We start from the raw sequence: 18477 nt of genomic DNA, 5'->3' as shown, positions 1-18477 counted from the left end.
TCCCCTTGTGTTTTCATTATAATGGATTATAATTAATGTTGTGAATAAAAAAATGAAACGTGCGGAATTTTATCTTGAAAGTTCTTATCAGCCGATGGGGGACCAGCCAACGGCAATTGCAGAATTGGTAGATGGGGTGAATGCCGGGAAACAATCCCAGGTGCTGTTGGGGGTGACGGGGTCTGGTAAAACATTTACCATGGCGAACGTTATCGCGAAACTGGGGCGGCCGGCGTTGATTATGGCGCCGAATAAAATTCTGGCGGCACAATTATATACGGAAATGAAGTCGTTCTTTCCACGAAATCATGTGGAATATTTTGTGTCGTACTATGATTATTATCAGCCAGAGGCATATATGCCGACAACCGATACTTATATAGACAAAGATGCATCGATTAACGAACAATTGGACCGTATGCGCCACAGTGCGACGCGCGCCATGCTGGAAGAACGCGATGTTGTGGTTGTGTCGTCTGTGTCGTCGATTTATGGTATGGGATCGCCCGAACAATACGCAGGCATGAAGTTGGTGTTAAAGGCGGGCGATGTGATGTCAATGCGCGATGTGATGCGCGCGTTGGTAGATATTCAGTACAAGCGAAATGATACCGCATTTGAACGCGGTGCGTTTCGTGTACGTGGGGATACGCTGGATTTGTTCCCGTCGCATGCCCAAGACCGGGGGTGGAAATTATCGTTCTGGGGCGATGAAATCGAAGAGATTTGGGAATTTGATACGCTGACCGGGGCAAAATTACAGAAATTAGAACGGGTGGTGGTGTATCCAAATACACACTATGCGACACCGATGCCCAGTGTATTGCAGGCATTGAATCAGATTCGCGCAGACCTGAAAGAAAGGTTGAATTATTTTCATGAAAATATGAAGTATATTGAAGAGCAACGTTTGCGGGAACGTGTGAACTTTGATATCGAAATGATGGAAAGTACAGGGACGTGTCGTGGGGTGGAAAACTATTCACGGTATTTGTCGGGGCGGTTACCGGGACAACCGCCGCCAACATTGTTTGAGTATTTGCCACGTGACGCAGTGTTATTTATTGATGAAAGTCATGTGACTGTGCCACAGATTGGCGCGATGAGCCGTGGTGACCGCGCGCGCAAGGAAACATTGTCGCAGTATGGTTTTAGATTGCCGGCGTGTATTGATAATCGGCCATTGACGTTTGATGAATGGGATAATTTGCGGCCCCAGACAATTTTTGTGTCCGCAACGCCCGCAGAATGGGAATTAGCCCAGGCGAATGGGGTGGTGTCTGAACAGGTTATTAGACCCACAGGCCTGTTGGACCCAGTGTGCGAAGTGCGCCCCACCCAACACCAGGTTGATGATTTATTGACCCAGGTCAGACAGACCCAGGGGCGCGTGTTGGTGACAACACTGACAAAAAAAATGGCGGAACAGTTGACGGATTATTTAAATGAAAATAACGTCAGGGCAAAGTATCTGCATAGCGATATCGAAACGTTGGAGCGCATCGAATTGTTACGTGAATTGCGTATGGGTAAATTTGATGTGTTGGTTGGAATTAACCTGTTGCGCGAAGGGTTGGATGTACCAGAATGTGAACTGGTGGCAATTATGGATGCAGACAAAGAAGGTTTTCTGCGTTCGACACGGTCGCTGATTCAGACGATTGGGCGCGCGGCGCGTAATGCAAATGGGCGTGTGATTTTGTATGCGGATAAAATCACGGATTCTATGCGGGCGGCGTTGGATGAAACAGCGCGCAGACGTGAAAAACAAATGGCGTATAACGCAGAACATGGAATTACACCAAAAACTGTGTCCAAGGCAATATTTGCCGAGGTTGGCGAAAAACAGGAAAAGACCGATAAAGCACGCAGGTTTGTGTATGATAAATCAGGTGGGGTGATGGATGCGGAATCGCTGCGTCGCGAGATTGCAAAACTGACCAAGAAAATGCATAATGCAGCCGAAGACCTGGAATTTGAATTGGCGGCGGAAATTCGCGACCAAATTCATAAACTGGAAGATGACCTGTTATTGGTGGAGTAGGGTATGAAAATAGACGTAAATAAAATTGTTAAAACAAATGGTATTTATTTTTCTCAACTGTGGCAAGATTACTATGCCGTGGAAGTTATTGTTAAGGTAGGGGAAAAATATTTAAGAGTCAGATATCCATACAATGTGCGTGCGGATGCAGAACGTACACTGGAACAAATAAAACAAAAAAAATCTGAAATAAAAACACCAGCATATAAACCGTTGGTTCATTGGATGGATTTGCAAAGGGAAAAAGTATTATGAAAGAATTTGTGTTAAATAATATCAATGAAACACGGGCATGGGCACGGGATTTTGCGAAAACACTGACCGCGCCATGTGTGGTTGCGTTGTATGGCGATTTGGGAATGGGCAAGTCTGAGATTGCACGTGCAGTAATTCAAACACTGCGTGGGGCGGATACGGTTGTCCCCAGTCCGACATTTACAATCGTGCAAAATTATGATGGGATTTCGCACTTTGATTTATATCGGGTCGAAGATGCGTCAGAATTGGCCGAAATTGGGTTAGAACATGCAATGCAAAATGATATAACGCTGATTGAATGGCCACAAATTGCATGCGATATGTTGCCGGAAAATACAATTAGTTTGCATATCACCCAATATGGTGATGGACGAAAGATAGAAGTTAAATAACCGGTATTGCCGGTTTTTTATTTTCCGTGTTTGAATGGGGGCAGATTTTATGATATAATTGACCCTATGAAGCGTTCAATCTGGTTTTGGTTGTGTTTTGTTGTTTCCGTGGTTCTGGCGGTTTATTTTGCGTCCCGGATTATTATGGTTGGAATGGGGCATGGCGATATTTCGCGGGTGCGCAATATTTTAATAACTGCGGATAAAGATAACAAAGATTTATCGGCAATTGCAAATGCGGTGTCAGTAGCACCGGGAACGCGGTCTTATTCGGTAAATTTGGATAATATGAATGCGCGTGTGGCGGCTGTGCCAGGGGTTAAGAAATCCGCAGTACGTAGATTGCCGAATGGTAACTTGGTTGTCCAGGTGTCTATGTATACGGCGGTGGCATTGTGGACAGATGGGGAACATTTTTATCCGCTGTCGGTTGATGGGACAATTGTAAATAAACCAACCGATGTGCGGGACGCAGGACATGTGGTTTTTCGTGGGGTTGTACCGGGTGATATTGATGCAATTACCAAGGCAGCACATAATCTGGTTGGGGATTTGGATTATTTAGAATGGATTGAAAACAGACGTTGGAATTTGCATACGACGGGGGGAATAACCATTATGTTGCCAGAACAAAATCCGGTCGATGCAATTGGACAGTTGGTGTCACTGAATAATAATCACAATATTTTAAGCCGAAAAATCAATCTGATAGATATGCGTGATAGTGCGCGAATCTTGGTAAAGTAAAGATATGAATTTGTTTGATTCGTCTTTTTTGTGTCTGGATATTGGCACGTATGGTGTACGTGGTATCGCACATCGTGTGCGCAGTGCACGAATTGACAAGTCGGCGTTCTTTGCAATGGACAGTTATGACACTGTGTTCGCAATCAAGTCTGTGGTGGACGAGTTGGAAAAACAGATTGGAACACATTTTGATTCAGCGTATATTACCGGTAATTTTGGTGTTTCAAAATATGAAATGTGCGCAAAAAGTACAGTTTGGGGCGGAGAGCACAAGATATCGCCAACCGATGTCAGAAATCAGATTGCCCAGATTGTGCCGGCGGATGGTTTTTTCCCAATGCATATTGTGCCACTGCGATATGATGCGCCACAGGCACGAAATATGGTGACGCCAATTGGACATGTTGATCGACAATTGATTTCTGCTTTTGGGGTGATTTTTTATTCGCGTGACGGGGTGGATGCTGTTTTTGAACATTTGCGCGGTGCACATATTCAGGCGGACGCTTTGTTTGACCCACAGTTTGTTCAAAACGCGATTTGTCGCGCGGAAAAACAGACAACACTGTTTATTGATTTTGGGGCGCAATTTACGGCTGCGTCGATTTGGACGGATCGTGGGCCAGTGTGGCATACCAAAATTCAGCGGGGTGGGACAGACATTACAAATGCAATTGTAGAAAAACTGAATATAGATTTTGATTCTGCCGACCGGATTAAGCGGGCGGTTGCATCATTGGTGCCCAAGGAAATGGATCGGTTTGCGCCCGCCGACCGGGCATATGATTTTTCGCGCGGGGATGTAAATGATGTTGTGTTGCCGATATTGGTTGATATTATTGGACAACTGAAAGATCAATGTTTGCCGTCCTTTACAAAATATCGGCCAACAAAAATTATCCTGACCGGGGGTGGGGCAGAAATCGAAGGTTTGCGTGACTTTATTGAAAATGCGTTCGCAGTTATGACCGAAGTGTTGCCGGTGGACGCAACTGTGCGTGCGTTGTCTGATTATGTTTGGCGGGGGCAGGGTGCACAACGTCAAAGGTATATCGCACGGCACGACCGGTGGGTGCGACGTACAAACTGGATTGGGAAATTGTTTAGAAAAAAGCAGAAAAAGGTTCAGAAATTTGTCCCAATTATGCCCAGCAGTTTATGTTTTGATATGCAACGGGCCGAAACGTATTCAATGTTTCGGGCGGGCGGGATTTCAATGATTCATATCGATATTATGGATGGGTTCTATGTTGACAGAATTGCAGGTGGAATTGATGAATTAAAAAATATTAGGGCGCGAACAAATGCGCATTTACATGTTCATCTGATGACCGAGAGTCCCGTTGTCTGGGCGGCGGACGCGATTGCAGCTGGGGCGGATACGGTGATATTGTCAACCAATACATCTGGGTTAAAGACCGCGGTTCGAAATGTTCGGGCGGCGGGTCGTCGGGTGGGGGTGGCGTTGCATCCAGATTCAAATGTTTCGTTGTTAAAGCCAATCCTGCGCGAGATTGACGAGGTAATGGTAATGGCAGTCGCGCCAGGGGCAGCGGGACAGGCCTTTGATCCGGGGGCGTTGCACAAGATTTCAGTGTTGGCAGGAACGCGTAAAAAGTATGGGTTGCAGTTTACGATTTCGGTTGATGGTGGAATTAATGAAAGTACCGCCCAGTTATGCTGGGATGCGGGGGCGGATTTGTTGGTGTCGGGATCATATCTGGCGCGGGCGGCTGATTTCCCGTTGGCGGTGCAGTCCCTGATGAAAAAGGGCGCGGAATAAAAATCTGTTTGTAAAATATATATAAAATATGTAAAATAGTATTAAGTAGGATTTATCATGATAAAACAATTTATTATTTCCGCAGTTGTAGTTTTGGCGACCATGTGTGGGGCGAATGCAACATTTACGTCGTGTGGGCCGGGATATGTGCTGGTGGAATCGCGAAAAAAAATTGATGGTATCCCATCGGCAGAATGTCAGAAGTTGTGGTGTCGTGATTTGGAAACAGGCAAAATGATGGGCAATGGTGACAAGGCTGGTTCAGGATATGTTTCAACTGGTTCGGCAAGTGAACTGTGCGATGCATCGGGAAATTGTGTTGAATGTTGGGGCGCGCGTAAGTGGTGCGGGGGCGAGGTTGCAGGCCAATGGAACCCAGAATATGGTGCGTATACGCGCGGTGGGGATAATTCGACATATCAATCGTATCAAAAGGGTGCATGCTTTGCATGGCGGTTGGAAAAGCCTGATTGTGATGCGGGAATGTCTGCCATATTGCAGGATGGTAAATGGATTTGCGTCAAAGAAACAAACAAGGCCGAGGCAGCACGTGCATCGACACTGCGTCGAACGGGGGCGGTCAAGCGTCTGGGGCGTTGATTTAGATTTGTTTTCCCGAGCACAGGTTCGGGATAATTTTTTTGCCAAATGTTTGTTTTTCAGGTTTTTTTATGGTATAATATGTCAGACAGAGAGAATGGCAACCGTAAAAGGGTATCCAATAATGCCAAGTAAAAAACTAGATTTTAAAACAGGACAGTATGTTGTCTATCCGACCCAGGGTGTTGGAAAACTGTTGCGTATAGAAGAGCAGACAATCGCCGGGCAGAAGATAAAAATGCTGGTGATTGATTTTGAACGCAATCATATGACGTTGCGCGTGCCGATGGAACGTGCAGAAATTTCCGGCCTGCGTCCATTGACAACCGCTAAAAAATTAGACGAAGCAATCGCATCAGCCAAGGGCAAAGCCGGCGCAAAACGTATGATTTGGGCGCGACGCGCCGCACAGTACGAAGAAAATATTAATTCGGGCGATCCAATGAAATTGGCCGAAGTGGTGCGCGACCTGCAACGCAGAAGTGCGGCGGACACGATGACGTTTTCTGCACGTCAATTGTATTTGCGTGCGCTGGAACGCATGGCCCAGGAATTTGCCGTTTTACATAAAATTGACCTGGATGCGGCATCGGACAAGATTGAAGATATATTGGGAATTCCCAAGGAAATAGATTTGAATGCCGTTGAATCTGATGACGACGACATAGAAGAAGAATCATAGAACAAGACCGCCAATGGCGGTTTTTTTGTACGTTGTTATTTTGTTATTGAAAAAATTTGTGGGGTGGGTATAATTGCCGGTGCAATTGGGGTGTCGTCTAATGGTAGGACAAGAGATTTTGGTTCTCTTTATCATGGTTCGAATCCGTGCGCCCCAACCACACTTCGCCTCTACGAGGCTTCGTGTGGCAGGCCACACAAGGCGAGAAGCATAGGCGAAGTAGTGTCGCCCGAAGTTTTAACGAAGGGGGACTTATAAATGTTTTATGTTTATCTTATAAAAAGTATTTCCAATCCAGAACAAAAATACATCGGTCAAACAGATGATTTAAAGAAACGACTAAAGCAACATAATGCGGGATATTCAATACATACAGCAAAATATAAACCTTGGGAATTGGTAAATTATTTTGCATTTAGTTCAAAAGATGCGGCATTAGAATTTGAACGATATCTTAAAACTGGCTCAGGATACGCATTCGCAAAAAAACATTTTTGGAAATGATTTCCCAAAACACTAGTGGGGAACATCCCCACGCCCCTGTGTGCGCGACCGACCAAAATAAAACAATGCCCGCAGGGGGCATTTTTTTGTATTGAATTTTGGTGGTTTTTCTTTAATCATGCAATTGTTGGAAGTGTCGAGAGAGCGGATTATAAAAAGGTAATGTTAATGTTGGATATTCCGTTGAAAACATCTGTCGTTTTACAGCACAAGGCACTGGCCAGGCCGGTAAATATCGAATTTAGAACCAAGTATGAACGCGATGCACACAGATATGAAGAATGTCTGTTTCTGACACAGTCGGATGGACGTTTGATATATACAACGTGTACCACTGGCTGCGCCATGCAATCGTGGGAAAATGTGGATTTTAAATTGCCGTATTCGTTGGCGTTGAATTTGTCGTCTGTGCCATATAAATTGAATGGTGATTATGTGCACTTGGAAATTCCAACATGTACGTTGGATACAATTGGCGCACTTTATGACAAGGCGCGGCCAAAATATATCAAAGATTCTGATTTGCAGACACGGATTGCGGCAGTCAATGGGAAACGTGTCAATATGGAAATGATTAATTCGGGACGGTTCGTGGATAAATTTGATAATATTGTTCAGGGGGTAAGGGCCAATCAAATTAGTGACCCAATGCAATATCAGTGGTTTTTGCGGGATACAGATGGGAAAATAGATTGTTCCACGATTGGTAAAATTTACAAAATTGTCCTGGGGCGTGATGTGTTTGAATATGAATATGTCCGATATTCTGGGGAAAAAATAATATTAGGGCGCATAAATGATTTGCACCGGGCGGTTGATATGTATGGGGTGTTGGAACGTGCAACAACCAATGGCGCGGATGAGGATCTTTTTAATTTGCCGGTGGCGATTTTTAAAAAGGCACAACAGACCATCATATGGCCGGGCATTGCGCAACGGGTAAAATAGGCAACGAATACACCGCCCAAATTGGGCGGTGTATATTTTGTTTGCGAAAAAAAGAAAAATATCCTAGGATAAAAGTACAACAGCAAAAGAAAGGATTGCCAATGTATAAATATGGTTTGGTAAGACGGGTTAGTTCTGTGGTCGCAGGATTGTTTGGAAAAACACGCGCCCAGCGTCGGTTGAATCGTGATAAAATCAGATACAAGGGATTGATTTCCACTGTGTCCGAAACCAGGATTCCACGCCAAAAATATCCAACCAAGATTCCTGTGGCGTTTTGTTTTGATGCGCGTGGTTGTAAAATGGCCGCCGTTACAATCAAGTCTTTGTTGTTGGCGTCCGCGGGACGTTGTGATTATGATATTTACTGTGTCGTGACCGAGGATGTAGATAAGGATTTAAAAGACATTGTTCGTGGTGTTGTCAAAGGGTCGGGGTCCAAGGTACATTTTGTTGTGGGCAATCATGACTTTGATGAATCCAGTCGTGGTAAATGGCCGGTTGCAATGTGGTATCGTTTGATGTTGCCAAAATTGGTGCCGGATGTGTCGCGAATTATCTATGCGGATTTGGATATCATATTCTTTGGTGATTTGATTGATATTTATGAATATGATCTGGGCAAGAATGTTATCGCAGCCGTGCCAACACGTACAAATATGTACATTAATTCAGGATTCTTGTTGATGGATTTGGATAAAATCCGCAAGGAAAATATTTATGAAAAGTGGGTGTTGGATTCCAAAACACACGACTATTATAACCCGGATCAAGATGTACTGAATTTTACGTTAAAGGGACGAATTGCATTTTTGCCGTTGCGGTATAATTTCCAACTGTCGCATGGGTCGCGTATATTCAAGATTTATTCGGAATCGCAACTGGATGATTTAAAACATAATTTGGTGGTTCTGCATTATTCTGATTATATCAAGCCATGGAGTACCGGTATTCGACCTGTGTTTTCAGAATATTGGTGGGATGTTGCGCGCAAGACAGGCTTGTTCCAGGAGTAGGGCAGATGTTGCATTTCCTGTCGAATGTGATTTGTCTGGTGATACCAAACAGAAAGTTGCGCGATAAAGTGCGGGTGATGATTCGATATCCCCAAACGTTGGCATATATATTGTGGGTGCGCAGGTATGCCGCTGGTATGAAAAAGCGCAAAATTAGAACGCGTGTTGGTCGTGGATGCAGAAATTTTGTGGTGATGCTGAATGACAAGTATGTGTTCAAATTTCCACTGTTTTCAGATGGGCGGGAAATTGCGTATCGGGAACAACGTATTGTTGAAGCGTTGGGGGCTGTGTCGCCGATAAAAATCCCAACAATGAAGATAATTCATTACAAGAATATCGTTATTCGCAGGTATGAATTTGCGCGCGGAACGCTGTTGTCGGATGTGTCGCCCGCCGTGGTCAGTAATCACAGAAAACATATTGCGCGACAGATTGCAAATATGTTGTATGTAATTGGTAAGTATAATCCAAAAGAAATTCAGGATCTGAAAGATAATCCAAAGGATAAACCTGATTATCTGTATGGGTGGTTTCAGGGGGATATTTGGCAAAACTTTATGTTGGATGAACATTGTAATATTACATATTTCATAGACTGGGAAGATACCAAGTTTCAAAGTTTTCTGCCGGCGTTATATGTTGCAACGCGTACATGGGAAAAAAGAAATTACCGATATTTGGGGATTGATGTTTTGGCAGAATATTCAAAACTGTACTTTCAAAAAGCAAGAAAAAATGCATAATCTGGAAAGTTTTGTTTGAAATGTTGTGTGTTTGCGTATAAGATAAAGCGCGTAATGATTGTTGCCCCCATCGTCTAGCGGTTAGGACATCAGATTCTCATTCTGGCAACACGGGTTCGATTCCCGTTGGGGGTGCCAGCCTTGAATAACGGCACAAGAGAGTCGGGTATCCTTGTGATGCGAACCATCCATCCGCTTTCTCTTACGCTACGGCGAGATTAAATGTATAGGAGTGCTGCGTCATGAAAAATAATAATGATAATTTTTGGAAACTTCATGTGCCGTTTATTATGACGGGTGGGATTTTGTTTGTGTTGGCCTTGGTGATGGCTATGGTGTATGACACTAAAAAAATCAAACGGATGGAAAGAGAGCAAAATACGAAAATAGCCAAGATTGATTCACAGGTTAAATCTGCAAATGCCCAGATTGACAGTTTGTATAGTGTGTCAGATTCTTTGATTGCGGATTCGTTGGTGCGCCATCCAGAGTATCAATGGGTCGTGCAAAACCAAGGGGCGATTGACAGTCTGCGTACAGTAAACCGGGATTTAATGACACGTGCCTATAACGCGGCGCAAAAGCATTCTATAATGGCGATTGTAAAAAATAATGAAACGGTATTTAGAGATTTTTCAGATGTCCCAGGGGTTAAAAATGTAAAATGGCAATATTATGCAAATAAAAATAAGATTCAGGAATTTGACCGTCGCGCACCAAATGTTCGTCATGTGCCGGATGCGGTGCGGGCACATTTTGATAAAAGCGCAAATGCCCAGGTGCGCACTTTGCAGGGGAAAATAGATTCACTGTTAAATGAAAAAAATCAATTGATACGATAAACAAATCCCGCCATGTGGCGGGATTTTTTGCAAACATTGCATTACTGGGATGTGGGTTCGGGGCCGTAAAAGACCCGTTGGGTTTGTTTGTGCAGTGTCCGCGTTTTGTATTATGTGATATTTTGGCTGGGGTTTGTATAGGTGTGTTTTCCGCACTACATCGCGCGCAACAGATAGCCACGACGGAACATACATTTGCGGTATGCACCAACTGATTTTGATGTGGTGTTGCGGGGGACGGACATCAGACTGCGTTGGCCGACGTCGCGGTATTCGTTTGATTGAAACGTGACCCACAGGCCGTCCCAGTCAGGCATCAGGCCAGATTGGTTTGGGGCAAGTAATTTAGCAATCCGGGACCGGGGTTGGTACGATGGTTTGTTTATGCCCAGGCAAGATTTGTGATCGCGTACGAACTGTTCGGTGGTGACCGCTTCGTTTTCCCAGTTCAGAACCGTTGCGTTATCAATGCTGCCACGGTTGACAGATGCGCACGATGCCAGGAAAAGCGATAATAAAATGGTCGGAAAATATATTCTCATGTTTTATATTATAATTTAATTGCCTTTTGGGGGCAATAGTTTTTATAATGTGAAAAAAGAGAGAAGGAACAACGCCCATGGCAATTAATATGCAACAATTTATCAAGTTGGCAAATTATTATAATCAGACCGCTATGCTGATGTCGGCAATTTGTGTGCAAAAAGGCGGAATTGCAATGGAAAACTATGTCGGGCGGTTCTATATGGCGGACGTGTTGGAATATGTTGTTGAATATGGACGCAGATTAATAGAGCAAAATAAAAATGTTGGGGCGGAAATTGTTGCGCTGGTCAATCGTTTCAGTGCCCAGTTCGAACGCGTGCGGGATTTAACAACGCCATCGCAAAAACCAATTCATGAAATGACATTGGAAGAATTTGAAAGGGTTATGAATATCTGAGAAAAAGAGCAAATAGCAATGAGCAAAGAGCAAAGGAAATTGGGGATGAAATTTGTAAAAAGTTTATTTGGGTTGTTTTGTATCTTTGGGATGCTGGGGTGTGTGCAGAATAAACAACAGGAACAGCCACTGTATGACAATATTACCGTTGTTGACGAGTTGGTAATTGATGAAAATTCTGTGCCGATTTTTCCGAAAAAGGCCGCGTTGACCACAGATACGGCGCGTCGGTTTTCAGTTGAATTGCCAATGCGGTGCGAGGTGGACTGGAACAATCAAAGCGTTGTGTCGGTTGTGCCGTCGGAACGTATTGAAATGGTGCGTTTAGGTGCGGGTGATCCGTTGCCAGAATTACAGGTGTCAGATTATGAGTTCAAGGATTTGACGGTGAAAAATGCGCTGGATAAATTGTTGGACGGGACAGATATTTCAGTGGTAGAGCAGGGCGCACTGTATGAAAAAATTACAGGCACAATTTCAACGGGCGAACTGTCGGATGCGGTTGAATTGATGACGAAAATGGGGCGTGTGTATTATTCGTATGATGCGCAAAATGGCGAATTAAATTTGTCGCATCGTGGAAAATGGCTGATTAAAATGCCGCAAAATCAGACCATTATTATGGCGTTGTTGGATGCAATGCATGGGGCGGATATGCGTAATCTGTTGGTAGATTGGAGTGACAAAACCGTTGTGTTCGAAGGGAATTATCAGACAGAACGCGAAGTCGCAAAAATAATCGCCGACATTTCGGGCAAGAAATATATGCTGGCGTGGGATATTGATGTGTATCGTGTGTATCCGCGTACAGATAACCCGATTGTATGGATGAATTTGTTGCCGGCGTTCGGTGAAAAAAATATCAAGATGTCAATCCCGGGTGTCGTTGGGCGCGCATTGGTGGTTGGGCCGGAAATCAATACAAAAACATTACAGGAATTTTTAGGACAGCAGGCAAATGTTGTTCTGATATCCCAGGGAACGTTCGCAATTCCAAATGGGTGGCAGTCGCGATTTGATATTGGTCAATGTGGGCGCGAAGAAAGATTGGAAACGGATTTAGTGATTGGGGCGACCGGGACATATGGGGACTTTGGCGGTCGTGACAAGATTGATGCCAAGATTGTTCTGCGTACCAGCCAGGGGGAATTGAGTTCGTTTAATATCCCGTCGACCATTGGTGATAACTATGTGATTATTGGTATTCCAACACATTCATTTGTGACAACGCCGGAAACATTGGTGTCGCCGTTTGCGGAATTGGTTGTGTTTATGTCGCCACGTGTGATTTCAATTGCGGATAATGCGGGTGTTGGGCAATCAAATGAACTGATTGGGGATGCGTTGCGGGATTTCTTGCAGGATTAAGGAAAGATAGGTTATGTTTTCAAAACTGGAACGGAAAATTGCATTTAGGTATTTGGGCGCGAAAAAACGCGGGTTTGGTTCTGTGATTTCGTGGGTGTCACTGATTGGTATTATGTTGGGGGTGGCAACGCTGATTGTGGTGATGTCGGTCATGGGCGGTTTTCATGATACACTGCTGGGGCGGATTGTTGGGATGAATGGGCATGTGGTTGTCTATCACCAGGATGGCGCGATTTCGGATTTTGATTTTCTGATTGATAAAATGAAACAGAACAAAGCGGTTGAACAGCGTGTTGTGTCGATTGTGCCAATTGCCGAAGGTCAGGTTATGGCAACCGCAAATGGGAATAATACGGGGGCGATGTTGCGGGGGATTCGGATGTCTGATTTGGCGGCAAAAACCCAGACCGGTACACGAATTTATGGCAAGGATTTGGCCGCAATCACAGATGGCGAACTGGTCGCGGGGGCGTCGTTGACGCGGGCATTGCGCGTTGGTATGGGGGATAATATTTCGTTAGTGTCTGCAAATAATGCAACGCCGACACCCTTTGGTTCAATGCCGCGGATTATGTCGTACCCGGTGATGAGTTCATTCTTTATGGGTATGTATGAATATGATTCAGGCTATATTTTTATGCCGTTGGAAACCGCGCAAAAGTATTTGAATATTGGCAATTCTGTGACGCATATTGATTTGTTCTTGGATAATCCCGAAGATACAACGGCGGTTGTCGAAAGTTTGGCGCGTCTGTTGCCGGATGGGTTTGTGGTGCGTGATTGGCGCGATTTGAACCGTGGTTTTGTTGGCGCATTACAGGTGGAATCAAATGTTATGTTTTTAATCTTGATGCTGATTGTGATTGTGGCGGCGTTTAATATAGTGTCGTCGTTGGTTATGTTGGTCAAAGATAAAAACAAAGATATCGCAGTGTTGCGCACATTTGGTGTGTCGCGCAGGTCTATGATGAAGATATTTATTTTATCGGGGACGTCGATTGGTGTGATTGGGGCGTTCTTTGGCACGATATTTGGGGTGCTGGTCGCGATTTATATTGAGCCAATTCGTCAGTTCTTTCAATGGATTACAGGGCGTGATTTGTTTCCGGCGGAACTGTATTATTTGTCTGAATTGCCGTCTAAATTGGTTTGGACGGATGTGTTGGGGATTGCGCTGATTGCGGTGTTGTTGGCATTTTTGGCGACGTTGTACCCAGCATGGAAGGCGGCAAACACAGACCCGGTCGAGGTGTTGAGAAATGAGTAAGAAAAAGGCAAAGTAAATGGCGAATATTTTAGATTCTTTGTCAAAGGTACAGTCTGGCGACGCGGTTATGTCGGTGCGGGATATTAAACGGACGTTTGTCGAAGGGGGGCAACCATTGCATATTCTGCGTGGCGGTGGGTTTGATTTGCATCGTGGGGAAATTATCGCGCTGGTTGGGGCGTCGGGTTCGGGTAAATCAACATTGTTGCAGTGTGTGGGATTGTTAGACCGACCCAGTGGGGGCAGTATATTAATTAATGGTGCGGCGGTTCAGAAAATGGATGAAGATATGCGGACACAAATTCGACGCAAAAAAATCGGATTTGTGTATCAAAAGCATAATTTGCTGTCAGATTTTACGGCGCTGGAAAATGTTATGTTGCCGATGTTGGCCAATGGTGTGGATGAAAATTTGGCGCGGGCACGTGCGATGAAGTTGCTGCGCGCTGCAAGTGTTGCGCATCGGGCGTCGCATGTTCCAGGGGAAATGAGTGGTGGCGAACAACAGCGTACCGCCGTTGCACGCGCGTTGGCGAATAATCCAGATATCTTGTTGGCGGATGAGCCGACGGGCAGTCTGGACCCAATGCATGCAGGCAGTGTATTTGATTTATTGCTGGATTTGGTGCGTAAAAACAAGATGGCAATGCTGTTTGTGACGCATGATATGAACCTGGCGTCGCGCGCGGATAGAATTATTACAATTAACAATGGGATTGTGGAATAATAAAAACATAAGGAGAGAGTTGTGAAAGTTAAGCAAAAAGTTCAGGTTGTTCACACCAGAAAAGAGAAGGTGTTTGGATGGTTGGCGTTGGGTGCACTGTTTGCGTGCGGATTGATGGTTGGATTGGGAATTAATGGCCGTCCCACCCCGGTCGCAGAGATAGAGCAGGTCGCAACGCCTGCGCCGGTGGTGGAATCGCAGACAAAAGAAACATGCGCGATAATCGAAGATTTGTTGCTGGGCCGTCTGATGCCAGAGGATAGCCAGGATGTTCGCGATCATGAATATAATATTGGTGTCTATGAAAAATTGGTTATGAATGGTTGTTCCCAGAATCAGCAGAAATATCATAATGCGGCGGCGCGTGAACGTGAAATTGTTGTGGCGTTACAGGATTCTGATGCGGGTCAGCAGACGTGCGAACAGATTGAAACACTGTTGTTGGGGCAATTGCCATATGCAAGTGATGATTCTGATGACAGGATTGAAAGGGCAAAAATCTATGCGAATTTGTCAGAACGTGGATGCGCAGAAAATAGTGCCAGGTATGTAGATTTGGCAAAACAAGAATTGGAAATTGCGCGCGCGCTGGAAGATGATGAATTTGATAACCAAGAGACAATCGAGGTTGTAGAAACATATAAAAGGTTGAATATGCAGGCGGCCGCAGAAGAGATTTTTGAAACCGCCAAGCGATTAACAAATCCAGCGATTGACTTCATTCTGGAAGTCGAAAAAATCATTAACGAACAATAGGTTATAGTTATGAAATTACTTTTTACTTTAATGTTAAGTTGCTTTGTGTCGGGGGCGTTTGCCGATGGCGCAGGCCAGGTTGTGTCAGAGAGGATGAGTTGCGCAGACATATCGGCGCGGGTGTCTGAAATTGGTAAAATAGATGAACCAACAGAAGCCGAGACGGCAGAACTGACAAAATTAAAGGCGGAATATCGTCGTACGTGTACGAAATCTGCGCGTGGGCGTCGGACGTCTGGGGAAGCGCGGATAGTTGTTGAAGTGACCGCCGCACCCGAAGAGGTATCGACTGTTGTAGAGGATGTCGTCCAAGAATCGCCAGAGGTAGAATCTGTGGTTCAGCAAGATGTTGTGGAAATTGACCCGATGATAGAGTTGGAACAGGAATTAGCCAATCTGGATGCGGGGCTGTGCGCCGATGGCAGTCAGCCCAATAAATTTGGGTGCTGTGGCGATGAAGTGTTCAAGGATTTGGGGAATACGGTGTTTGCGTGCTGTCCGAAAGAGGGTAGTGGCGACTGTTTCCCCCCGTTGAAATAAAAATAAAATCTAATGGCGTATCTACGGGCGGGGGCAACATCTCATGTAACTTCTGTACACTATGATGTCGCCCCCATCCCGTATCTATACCATTATTTTTTATTTTTTGTGCAAGGGTACATTTTTATATCAAAGGGATAATATATGAAAAAGAATATTAGTTCGTGTGTTGCGATTGTTATGGCTTTCTTGGTTGGATTTGTGCTGGGGATGTGGGCGCATGCGTCGCGTGATACGATTGCGCCGGGTGATGTGCCAATGTGTGATGGGGGCGAAATGCCCGATAAACATGGCTGTTGCCCAGGCGAGGTTTATACCGATATGTATGATTTGGGTTTTAATTGTTGCCCGGAATCAGGTGGCGATTGTTTCCCACCATTGCGGTAAGAATCCCGCATATGCGGGATTTTTGTTTATATAAATCGTGTCATATTTGTGTGGGCCAGGGCGATGGCGATGGCGTCGGCTTCGTCCGCGGTTTTTGGGTGGGCCGTGGGTAATAAAATTTGAACCATTTTATCAATCGCAGTTTTGTCGGCGTGGCCGGCGCCGGTCAGGGCCTTTTTAATTTTATTTGGTTCGTATTCAAAAACGGGGATGTCGCGGTTCGCCACTGCAACAATTGCCGCCGCACGCGCGTGTCCCAAAATAAGTGTGGTTTTTGGGTTTTTGTTCACAAACGTGATTTCAATGCTGCATTCGTCGGGGGAAAATGTTTCGCATAATTCGGACACGCCGCGAAAAATTGTCGTCAGGCGTTCGGCAAACGGTAATGTTGTTTTGGGCAATATAACGCCACTGGCAATATATTTGCGTGTTTGTCCCGCGGTATCAACCACCGCCCATCCGGTATGTAATAATCCAGGGTCAATGCCCAGTACGCGTTTTGTCATTTTCGAAAACTTATTTTGCCGACGGCGTCATAGCCGAAATATTTGTTAATTCGTTTTATTATTTCGTCGGATTGATATGATAGTTGTAATGCGTACGCCGGGTGGGTGGGGCGAATTACAACGTTAAATGTGTTGTCGCGATTCTTTTTTATTGCCGCCAGGCGCGCAACAGACGCGATATCAGTCCCCATGATTTCATCCCAGCGCGCCGCCAGGTCTGAATCCGATGCGCGAATCCCAAAAATTTTAATCAAACCACCCAATGCCCCGCCAATGGTTTGGGGGCGTTTGGTGCGTTCGTCAAATTTTTTATCGTGGTTTGACATAGGTGTATTCTTTGGGCATCAGGATGAACATCTGGCCCTGGGCGTGTTGACCCTGGGCGAATTTATAGGCTTCGTCCCCTTTGCCGAAAAAGATATCTGCGCGAATCCAGCCGCGGATGGCACTGCCGGTGTCCTGGGCAATCATCAGGCGGCGGAACGGGCGACCATCAGACAGGTTGGTATTGATGTATACGGGCAAACCCAGCGTATACAGGTCGTCGTCCATCGCAATACTGCGGATTTTTGACAGTGGTGTACCCAGTTTGCCAATTACGTCCGGTGGGGTGGATTCATAGAAATATACATAGCGTGGGTTTTTGTAAATTACATCGCGCGCAAGTGTTGGATTCGCTTTCAGGTGTTGCCAGACAGCCTCGGAAGAGAAGCCACCGGCGGGGCGAATGCCACGGTTGCGCAATTCTTCGCCAATCGATTTGAACGGCATATCGTTAACGGCGGCAAAGTTTAATTTTACGTCCGTGCCATCTTCTAGGCGCAGGTTGCCAGAACCCTGAATCTGGATATTTTGAACATCAACGATGTTTGCCCAGTACAGGACGCGACCGATTTTCTTTTCTACGATATCTTTCTTGGGCACGCCCTTGTAATTGCGGCCGTCGGTCGGGATGCCCATTAATGGTTCGTTACACTGGGCCGTTTTTGTGCGACATGCGGGAATTATTGGGGAATAATATCCGGTGTATGTGCCGCGATCGCCACCGTTGTCATTGTAAATCTGGTACGGTTGAAAATTTGATTCAAACCATGCGCGAACCGTTGCCACGTCCGCCGACGCACTTGGCAACATGCGACATTTTTCGGCAAATAATTCGCGGTCCGGTATCAGGCGGCCGGTGTATTGAATTTTAGCCTTGCATGAATTACGAAACGCTTGCAGTGCATAGCGCACATCGTCATCGCGCCAACCGGGCAGGTCGTTATAAGATACGCGCCGAAAATTAGATGGTATTACCGAATTGTCGCCCGATACGGTTGGCGTAGAAACATCACATGACGCCAGGATAAATGCGGATAAAATGCCCAGAATCCCATTAAAAACAGATTTTTTTGTTAAAAAAAGCATTTTTGGTTTGT

The 18477-nt window shown here is 45.2% G+C and carries 23 protein-coding genes and 2 tRNA genes; 21 read left to right on the top strand and 4 right to left on the bottom strand.

What is annotated here, in order from left to right; genetic code table 11:
* The first annotated feature begins 52 nt into the window (after window positions 1–52).
* From uvrB to E7008_03500, 14 genes are all read left to right on the top strand, one after another.
* Entirely contained in the window at window positions 53–2044 is a 1992-nt protein-coding gene (uvrB, locus tag E7008_03565; protein ID MBE6456994.1) for an excinuclease ABC subunit UvrB, read from the top strand.
* 3 nt (window positions 2045–2047) lie between these two features.
* Window positions 2048–2299: a hypothetical protein gene (locus E7008_03560; GenBank protein ID MBE6456993.1), complete on the top strand. Its 252-nt coding sequence runs from the start codon at window positions 2048–2050 to the stop codon at window positions 2297–2299.
* Window positions 2296–2694, top strand: a complete 399-nt coding sequence (gene tsaE / locus E7008_03555; protein ID MBE6456992.1) for a tRNA (adenosine(37)-N6)-threonylcarbamoyltransferase complex ATPase subunit type 1 TsaE — start codon at window positions 2296–2298, stop codon at window positions 2692–2694. The genes E7008_03560 and tsaE overlap by 4 nt, the downstream gene beginning before the upstream one ends.
* A 66-nt stretch (window positions 2695–2760) precedes the next feature.
* Window positions 2761–3441: a hypothetical protein gene (locus E7008_03550; protein MBE6456991.1), complete on the top strand. Its 681-nt coding sequence runs from the start codon at window positions 2761–2763 to the stop codon at window positions 3439–3441.
* 4 nt (window positions 3442–3445) lie between these two features.
* Window positions 3446–5224, top strand: a complete 1779-nt coding sequence (locus E7008_03545; protein ID MBE6456990.1) for a ribulose-phosphate 3-epimerase — start codon at window positions 3446–3448, stop codon at window positions 5222–5224.
* 57 nt (window positions 5225–5281) lie between these two features.
* On the top strand, window positions 5282–5824 hold the full coding sequence (locus E7008_03540; GenBank protein MBE6456989.1) for a hypothetical protein: 543 nt from the start codon (window positions 5282–5284) through the stop codon (window positions 5822–5824).
* A gap of 124 nt (window positions 5825–5948) precedes the next feature.
* Window positions 5949–6506, top strand: a complete 558-nt coding sequence (locus E7008_03535) for a CarD family transcriptional regulator (GenBank protein ID MBE6456988.1) — start codon at window positions 5949–5951, stop codon at window positions 6504–6506.
* An 86-nt stretch (window positions 6507–6592) separates the two neighbouring features.
* Window positions 6593–6666, top strand: a tRNA-Gln gene (locus E7008_03530).
* A gap of 98 nt (window positions 6667–6764) precedes the next feature.
* Entirely contained in the window at window positions 6765–7010 is a 246-nt protein-coding gene (locus E7008_03525) for a GIY-YIG nuclease family protein (GenBank protein MBE6456987.1), read from the top strand.
* A 168-nt stretch (window positions 7011–7178) separates the two neighbouring features.
* The gene (locus E7008_03520) at window positions 7179–7958 is read left to right on the top strand and encodes a hypothetical protein (protein ID MBE6456986.1); all 780 of its coding nucleotides are present in this window, start codon (window positions 7179–7181) and stop codon (window positions 7956–7958) included.
* Window positions 7928–8974, top strand: coding sequence for a glycosyltransferase family 8 protein (locus E7008_03515; protein ID MBE6456985.1), 1047 nt, complete (start codon window positions 7928–7930; stop codon window positions 8972–8974). The genes E7008_03520 and E7008_03515 overlap by 31 nt, the downstream gene beginning before the upstream one ends.
* 5 nt (window positions 8975–8979) lie before the next feature.
* The gene (locus tag E7008_03510) at window positions 8980–9720 is read left to right on the top strand and encodes a hypothetical protein (GenBank protein MBE6456984.1); all 741 of its coding nucleotides are present in this window, start codon (window positions 8980–8982) and stop codon (window positions 9718–9720) included.
* A gap of 63 nt (window positions 9721–9783) precedes the next feature.
* Window positions 9784–9858, top strand: a tRNA-Glu gene (locus E7008_03505).
* A 104-nt stretch (window positions 9859–9962) separates the two neighbouring features.
* The gene (locus E7008_03500; GenBank protein ID MBE6456983.1) at window positions 9963–10562 is read left to right on the top strand and encodes a hypothetical protein; all 600 of its coding nucleotides are present in this window, start codon (window positions 9963–9965) and stop codon (window positions 10560–10562) included.
* Between the two features lie 155 nt (window positions 10563–10717).
* Here the strand turns inward: E7008_03500 and E7008_03495 are convergent, their stop codons facing one another.
* Complete coding sequence (locus tag E7008_03495; GenBank protein MBE6456982.1) at window positions 10718–11104, bottom strand: hypothetical protein; 387 nt, start codon at window positions 11102–11104, stop codon at window positions 10718–10720.
* 77 nt (window positions 11105–11181) lie between these two features.
* Here E7008_03495 and E7008_03490 point away from each other — a divergent pair, with 77 nt between their 5' ends.
* The 7 genes from E7008_03490 to E7008_03460 all read left to right on the top strand — a co-directional run bounded on the left by E7008_03490 (window position 11182) and on the right by E7008_03460 (window position 16550).
* On the top strand, window positions 11182–11505 hold the full coding sequence (locus E7008_03490) for a hypothetical protein (protein ID MBE6456981.1): 324 nt from the start codon (window positions 11182–11184) through the stop codon (window positions 11503–11505).
* 45 nt (window positions 11506–11550) lie between these two features.
* On the top strand, window positions 11551–12873 hold the full coding sequence (locus E7008_03485; GenBank protein MBE6456980.1) for a hypothetical protein: 1323 nt from the start codon (window positions 11551–11553) through the stop codon (window positions 12871–12873).
* Between the two features lie 13 nt (window positions 12874–12886).
* Window positions 12887–14140: a lipoprotein-releasing ABC transporter permease subunit gene (locus E7008_03480; GenBank protein MBE6456979.1), complete on the top strand. Its 1254-nt coding sequence runs from the start codon at window positions 12887–12889 to the stop codon at window positions 14138–14140.
* A gap of 16 nt (window positions 14141–14156) precedes the next feature.
* Complete coding sequence (locus tag E7008_03475) at window positions 14157–14867, top strand: ABC transporter ATP-binding protein (GenBank protein ID MBE6456978.1); 711 nt, start codon at window positions 14157–14159, stop codon at window positions 14865–14867.
* A gap of 21 nt (window positions 14868–14888) precedes the next feature.
* On the top strand, window positions 14889–15623 hold the full coding sequence (locus E7008_03470; protein ID MBE6456977.1) for a hypothetical protein: 735 nt from the start codon (window positions 14889–14891) through the stop codon (window positions 15621–15623).
* 9 nt (window positions 15624–15632) lie between these two features.
* Window positions 15633–16163: a hypothetical protein gene (locus E7008_03465; protein MBE6456976.1), complete on the top strand. Its 531-nt coding sequence runs from the start codon at window positions 15633–15635 to the stop codon at window positions 16161–16163.
* 144 nt (window positions 16164–16307) lie between these two features.
* Complete coding sequence (locus tag E7008_03460) at window positions 16308–16550, top strand: hypothetical protein (protein ID MBE6456975.1); 243 nt, start codon at window positions 16308–16310, stop codon at window positions 16548–16550.
* A 26-nt stretch (window positions 16551–16576) separates the two neighbouring features.
* Here E7008_03460 and ruvC read toward each other — a convergent pair whose 3' ends face one another.
* From ruvC to E7008_03445, 3 genes are read right to left on the bottom strand one after another with little or no spacing between them, the layout of a single operon-like run.
* Entirely contained in the window at window positions 16577–17056 is a 480-nt protein-coding gene (gene ruvC, locus E7008_03455) for a crossover junction endodeoxyribonuclease RuvC (protein MBE6456974.1), read from the bottom strand.
* Window positions 17053–17382 (bottom strand): DUF721 domain-containing protein, encoded by a 330-nt coding sequence (locus tag E7008_03450; protein MBE6456973.1) that lies wholly within the window; start codon window positions 17380–17382, stop codon window positions 17053–17055. Before E7008_03450 ends, ruvC begins: the two co-directional genes overlap by 4 nt.
* Window positions 17366–18466 (bottom strand): hypothetical protein, encoded by a 1101-nt coding sequence (locus E7008_03445; protein MBE6456972.1) that lies wholly within the window; start codon window positions 18464–18466, stop codon window positions 17366–17368. Before E7008_03445 ends, E7008_03450 begins: the two co-directional genes overlap by 17 nt.
* Window positions 18467–18477 lie beyond the last annotated feature (11 nt).

The organism is Alphaproteobacteria bacterium, from assembly GCA_015062495.1.
In the GTDB taxonomy this organism is placed as follows: domain Bacteria; phylum Pseudomonadota; class Alphaproteobacteria; order Rs-D84; family Rs-D84; genus Enterousia.
The sequence above is the reverse complement of the archived record's forward strand: the minus strand, read 5'-3'. Positions and strand labels throughout refer to the sequence as shown.

Excerpts from the sequence above, each read along its gene's own strand:
- E7008_03490 (MBE6456981.1), top strand. The coding sequence starts at position 11,182 with ATGGCAATTAATATGCAACAATTTATCAAGTTGGCAAATTATTATAAT.
- E7008_03510 (MBE6456984.1), top strand. The coding sequence starts at position 8,980 with ATGTTGCATTTCCTGTCGAATGTGATTTGTCTGGTGATACCAAACAGA.
- E7008_03540 (MBE6456989.1), top strand. The coding sequence starts at position 5,282 with ATGATAAAACAATTTATTATTTCCGCAGTTGTAGTTTTGGCGACCATG.
- E7008_03545 (MBE6456990.1), top strand. The coding sequence starts at position 3,446 with ATGAATTTGTTTGATTCGTCTTTTTTGTGTCTGGATATTGGCACGTAT.
- E7008_03465 (MBE6456976.1), top strand. The coding sequence starts at position 15,633 with ATGAAATTACTTTTTACTTTAATGTTAAGTTGCTTTGTGTCGGGGGCG.
- E7008_03445 (MBE6456972.1), bottom strand. The coding sequence starts at position 18,466 with ATGCTTTTTTTAACAAAAAAATCTGTTTTTAATGGGATTCTGGGCATT.
- E7008_03450 (MBE6456973.1), bottom strand. The coding sequence starts at position 17,382 with ATGTCAAACCACGATAAAAAATTTGACGAACGCACCAAACGCCCCCAA.
- E7008_03560 (MBE6456993.1), top strand. The coding sequence starts at position 2,048 with ATGAAAATAGACGTAAATAAAATTGTTAAAACAAATGGTATTTATTTT.
- E7008_03485 (MBE6456980.1), top strand. The coding sequence starts at position 11,551 with ATGAAATTTGTAAAAAGTTTATTTGGGTTGTTTTGTATCTTTGGGATG.
- E7008_03500 (MBE6456983.1), top strand. The coding sequence starts at position 9,963 with ATGAAAAATAATAATGATAATTTTTGGAAACTTCATGTGCCGTTTATT.
- E7008_03520 (MBE6456986.1), top strand. The coding sequence starts at position 7,179 with ATGTTGGATATTCCGTTGAAAACATCTGTCGTTTTACAGCACAAGGCA.
- uvrB (MBE6456994.1), top strand. The coding sequence starts at position 53 with ATGAAACGTGCGGAATTTTATCTTGAAAGTTCTTATCAGCCGATGGGG.
- E7008_03535 (MBE6456988.1), top strand. The coding sequence starts at position 5,949 with ATGCCAAGTAAAAAACTAGATTTTAAAACAGGACAGTATGTTGTCTAT.
- E7008_03480 (MBE6456979.1), top strand. The coding sequence starts at position 12,887 with ATGTTTTCAAAACTGGAACGGAAAATTGCATTTAGGTATTTGGGCGCG.
- E7008_03515 (MBE6456985.1), top strand. The coding sequence starts at position 7,928 with ATGGCCGGGCATTGCGCAACGGGTAAAATAGGCAACGAATACACCGCC.
- E7008_03525 (MBE6456987.1), top strand. The coding sequence starts at position 6,765 with ATGTTTTATGTTTATCTTATAAAAAGTATTTCCAATCCAGAACAAAAA.
- ruvC (MBE6456974.1), bottom strand. The coding sequence starts at position 17,056 with ATGACAAAACGCGTACTGGGCATTGACCCTGGATTATTACATACCGGA.
- tsaE (MBE6456992.1), top strand. The coding sequence starts at position 2,296 with ATGAAAGAATTTGTGTTAAATAATATCAATGAAACACGGGCATGGGCA.
- E7008_03460 (MBE6456975.1), top strand. The coding sequence starts at position 16,308 with ATGAAAAAGAATATTAGTTCGTGTGTTGCGATTGTTATGGCTTTCTTG.
- E7008_03475 (MBE6456978.1), top strand. The coding sequence starts at position 14,157 with ATGGCGAATATTTTAGATTCTTTGTCAAAGGTACAGTCTGGCGACGCG.
- E7008_03495 (MBE6456982.1), bottom strand. The coding sequence starts at position 11,104 with ATGAGAATATATTTTCCGACCATTTTATTATCGCTTTTCCTGGCATCG.
- E7008_03550 (MBE6456991.1), top strand. The coding sequence starts at position 2,761 with ATGAAGCGTTCAATCTGGTTTTGGTTGTGTTTTGTTGTTTCCGTGGTT.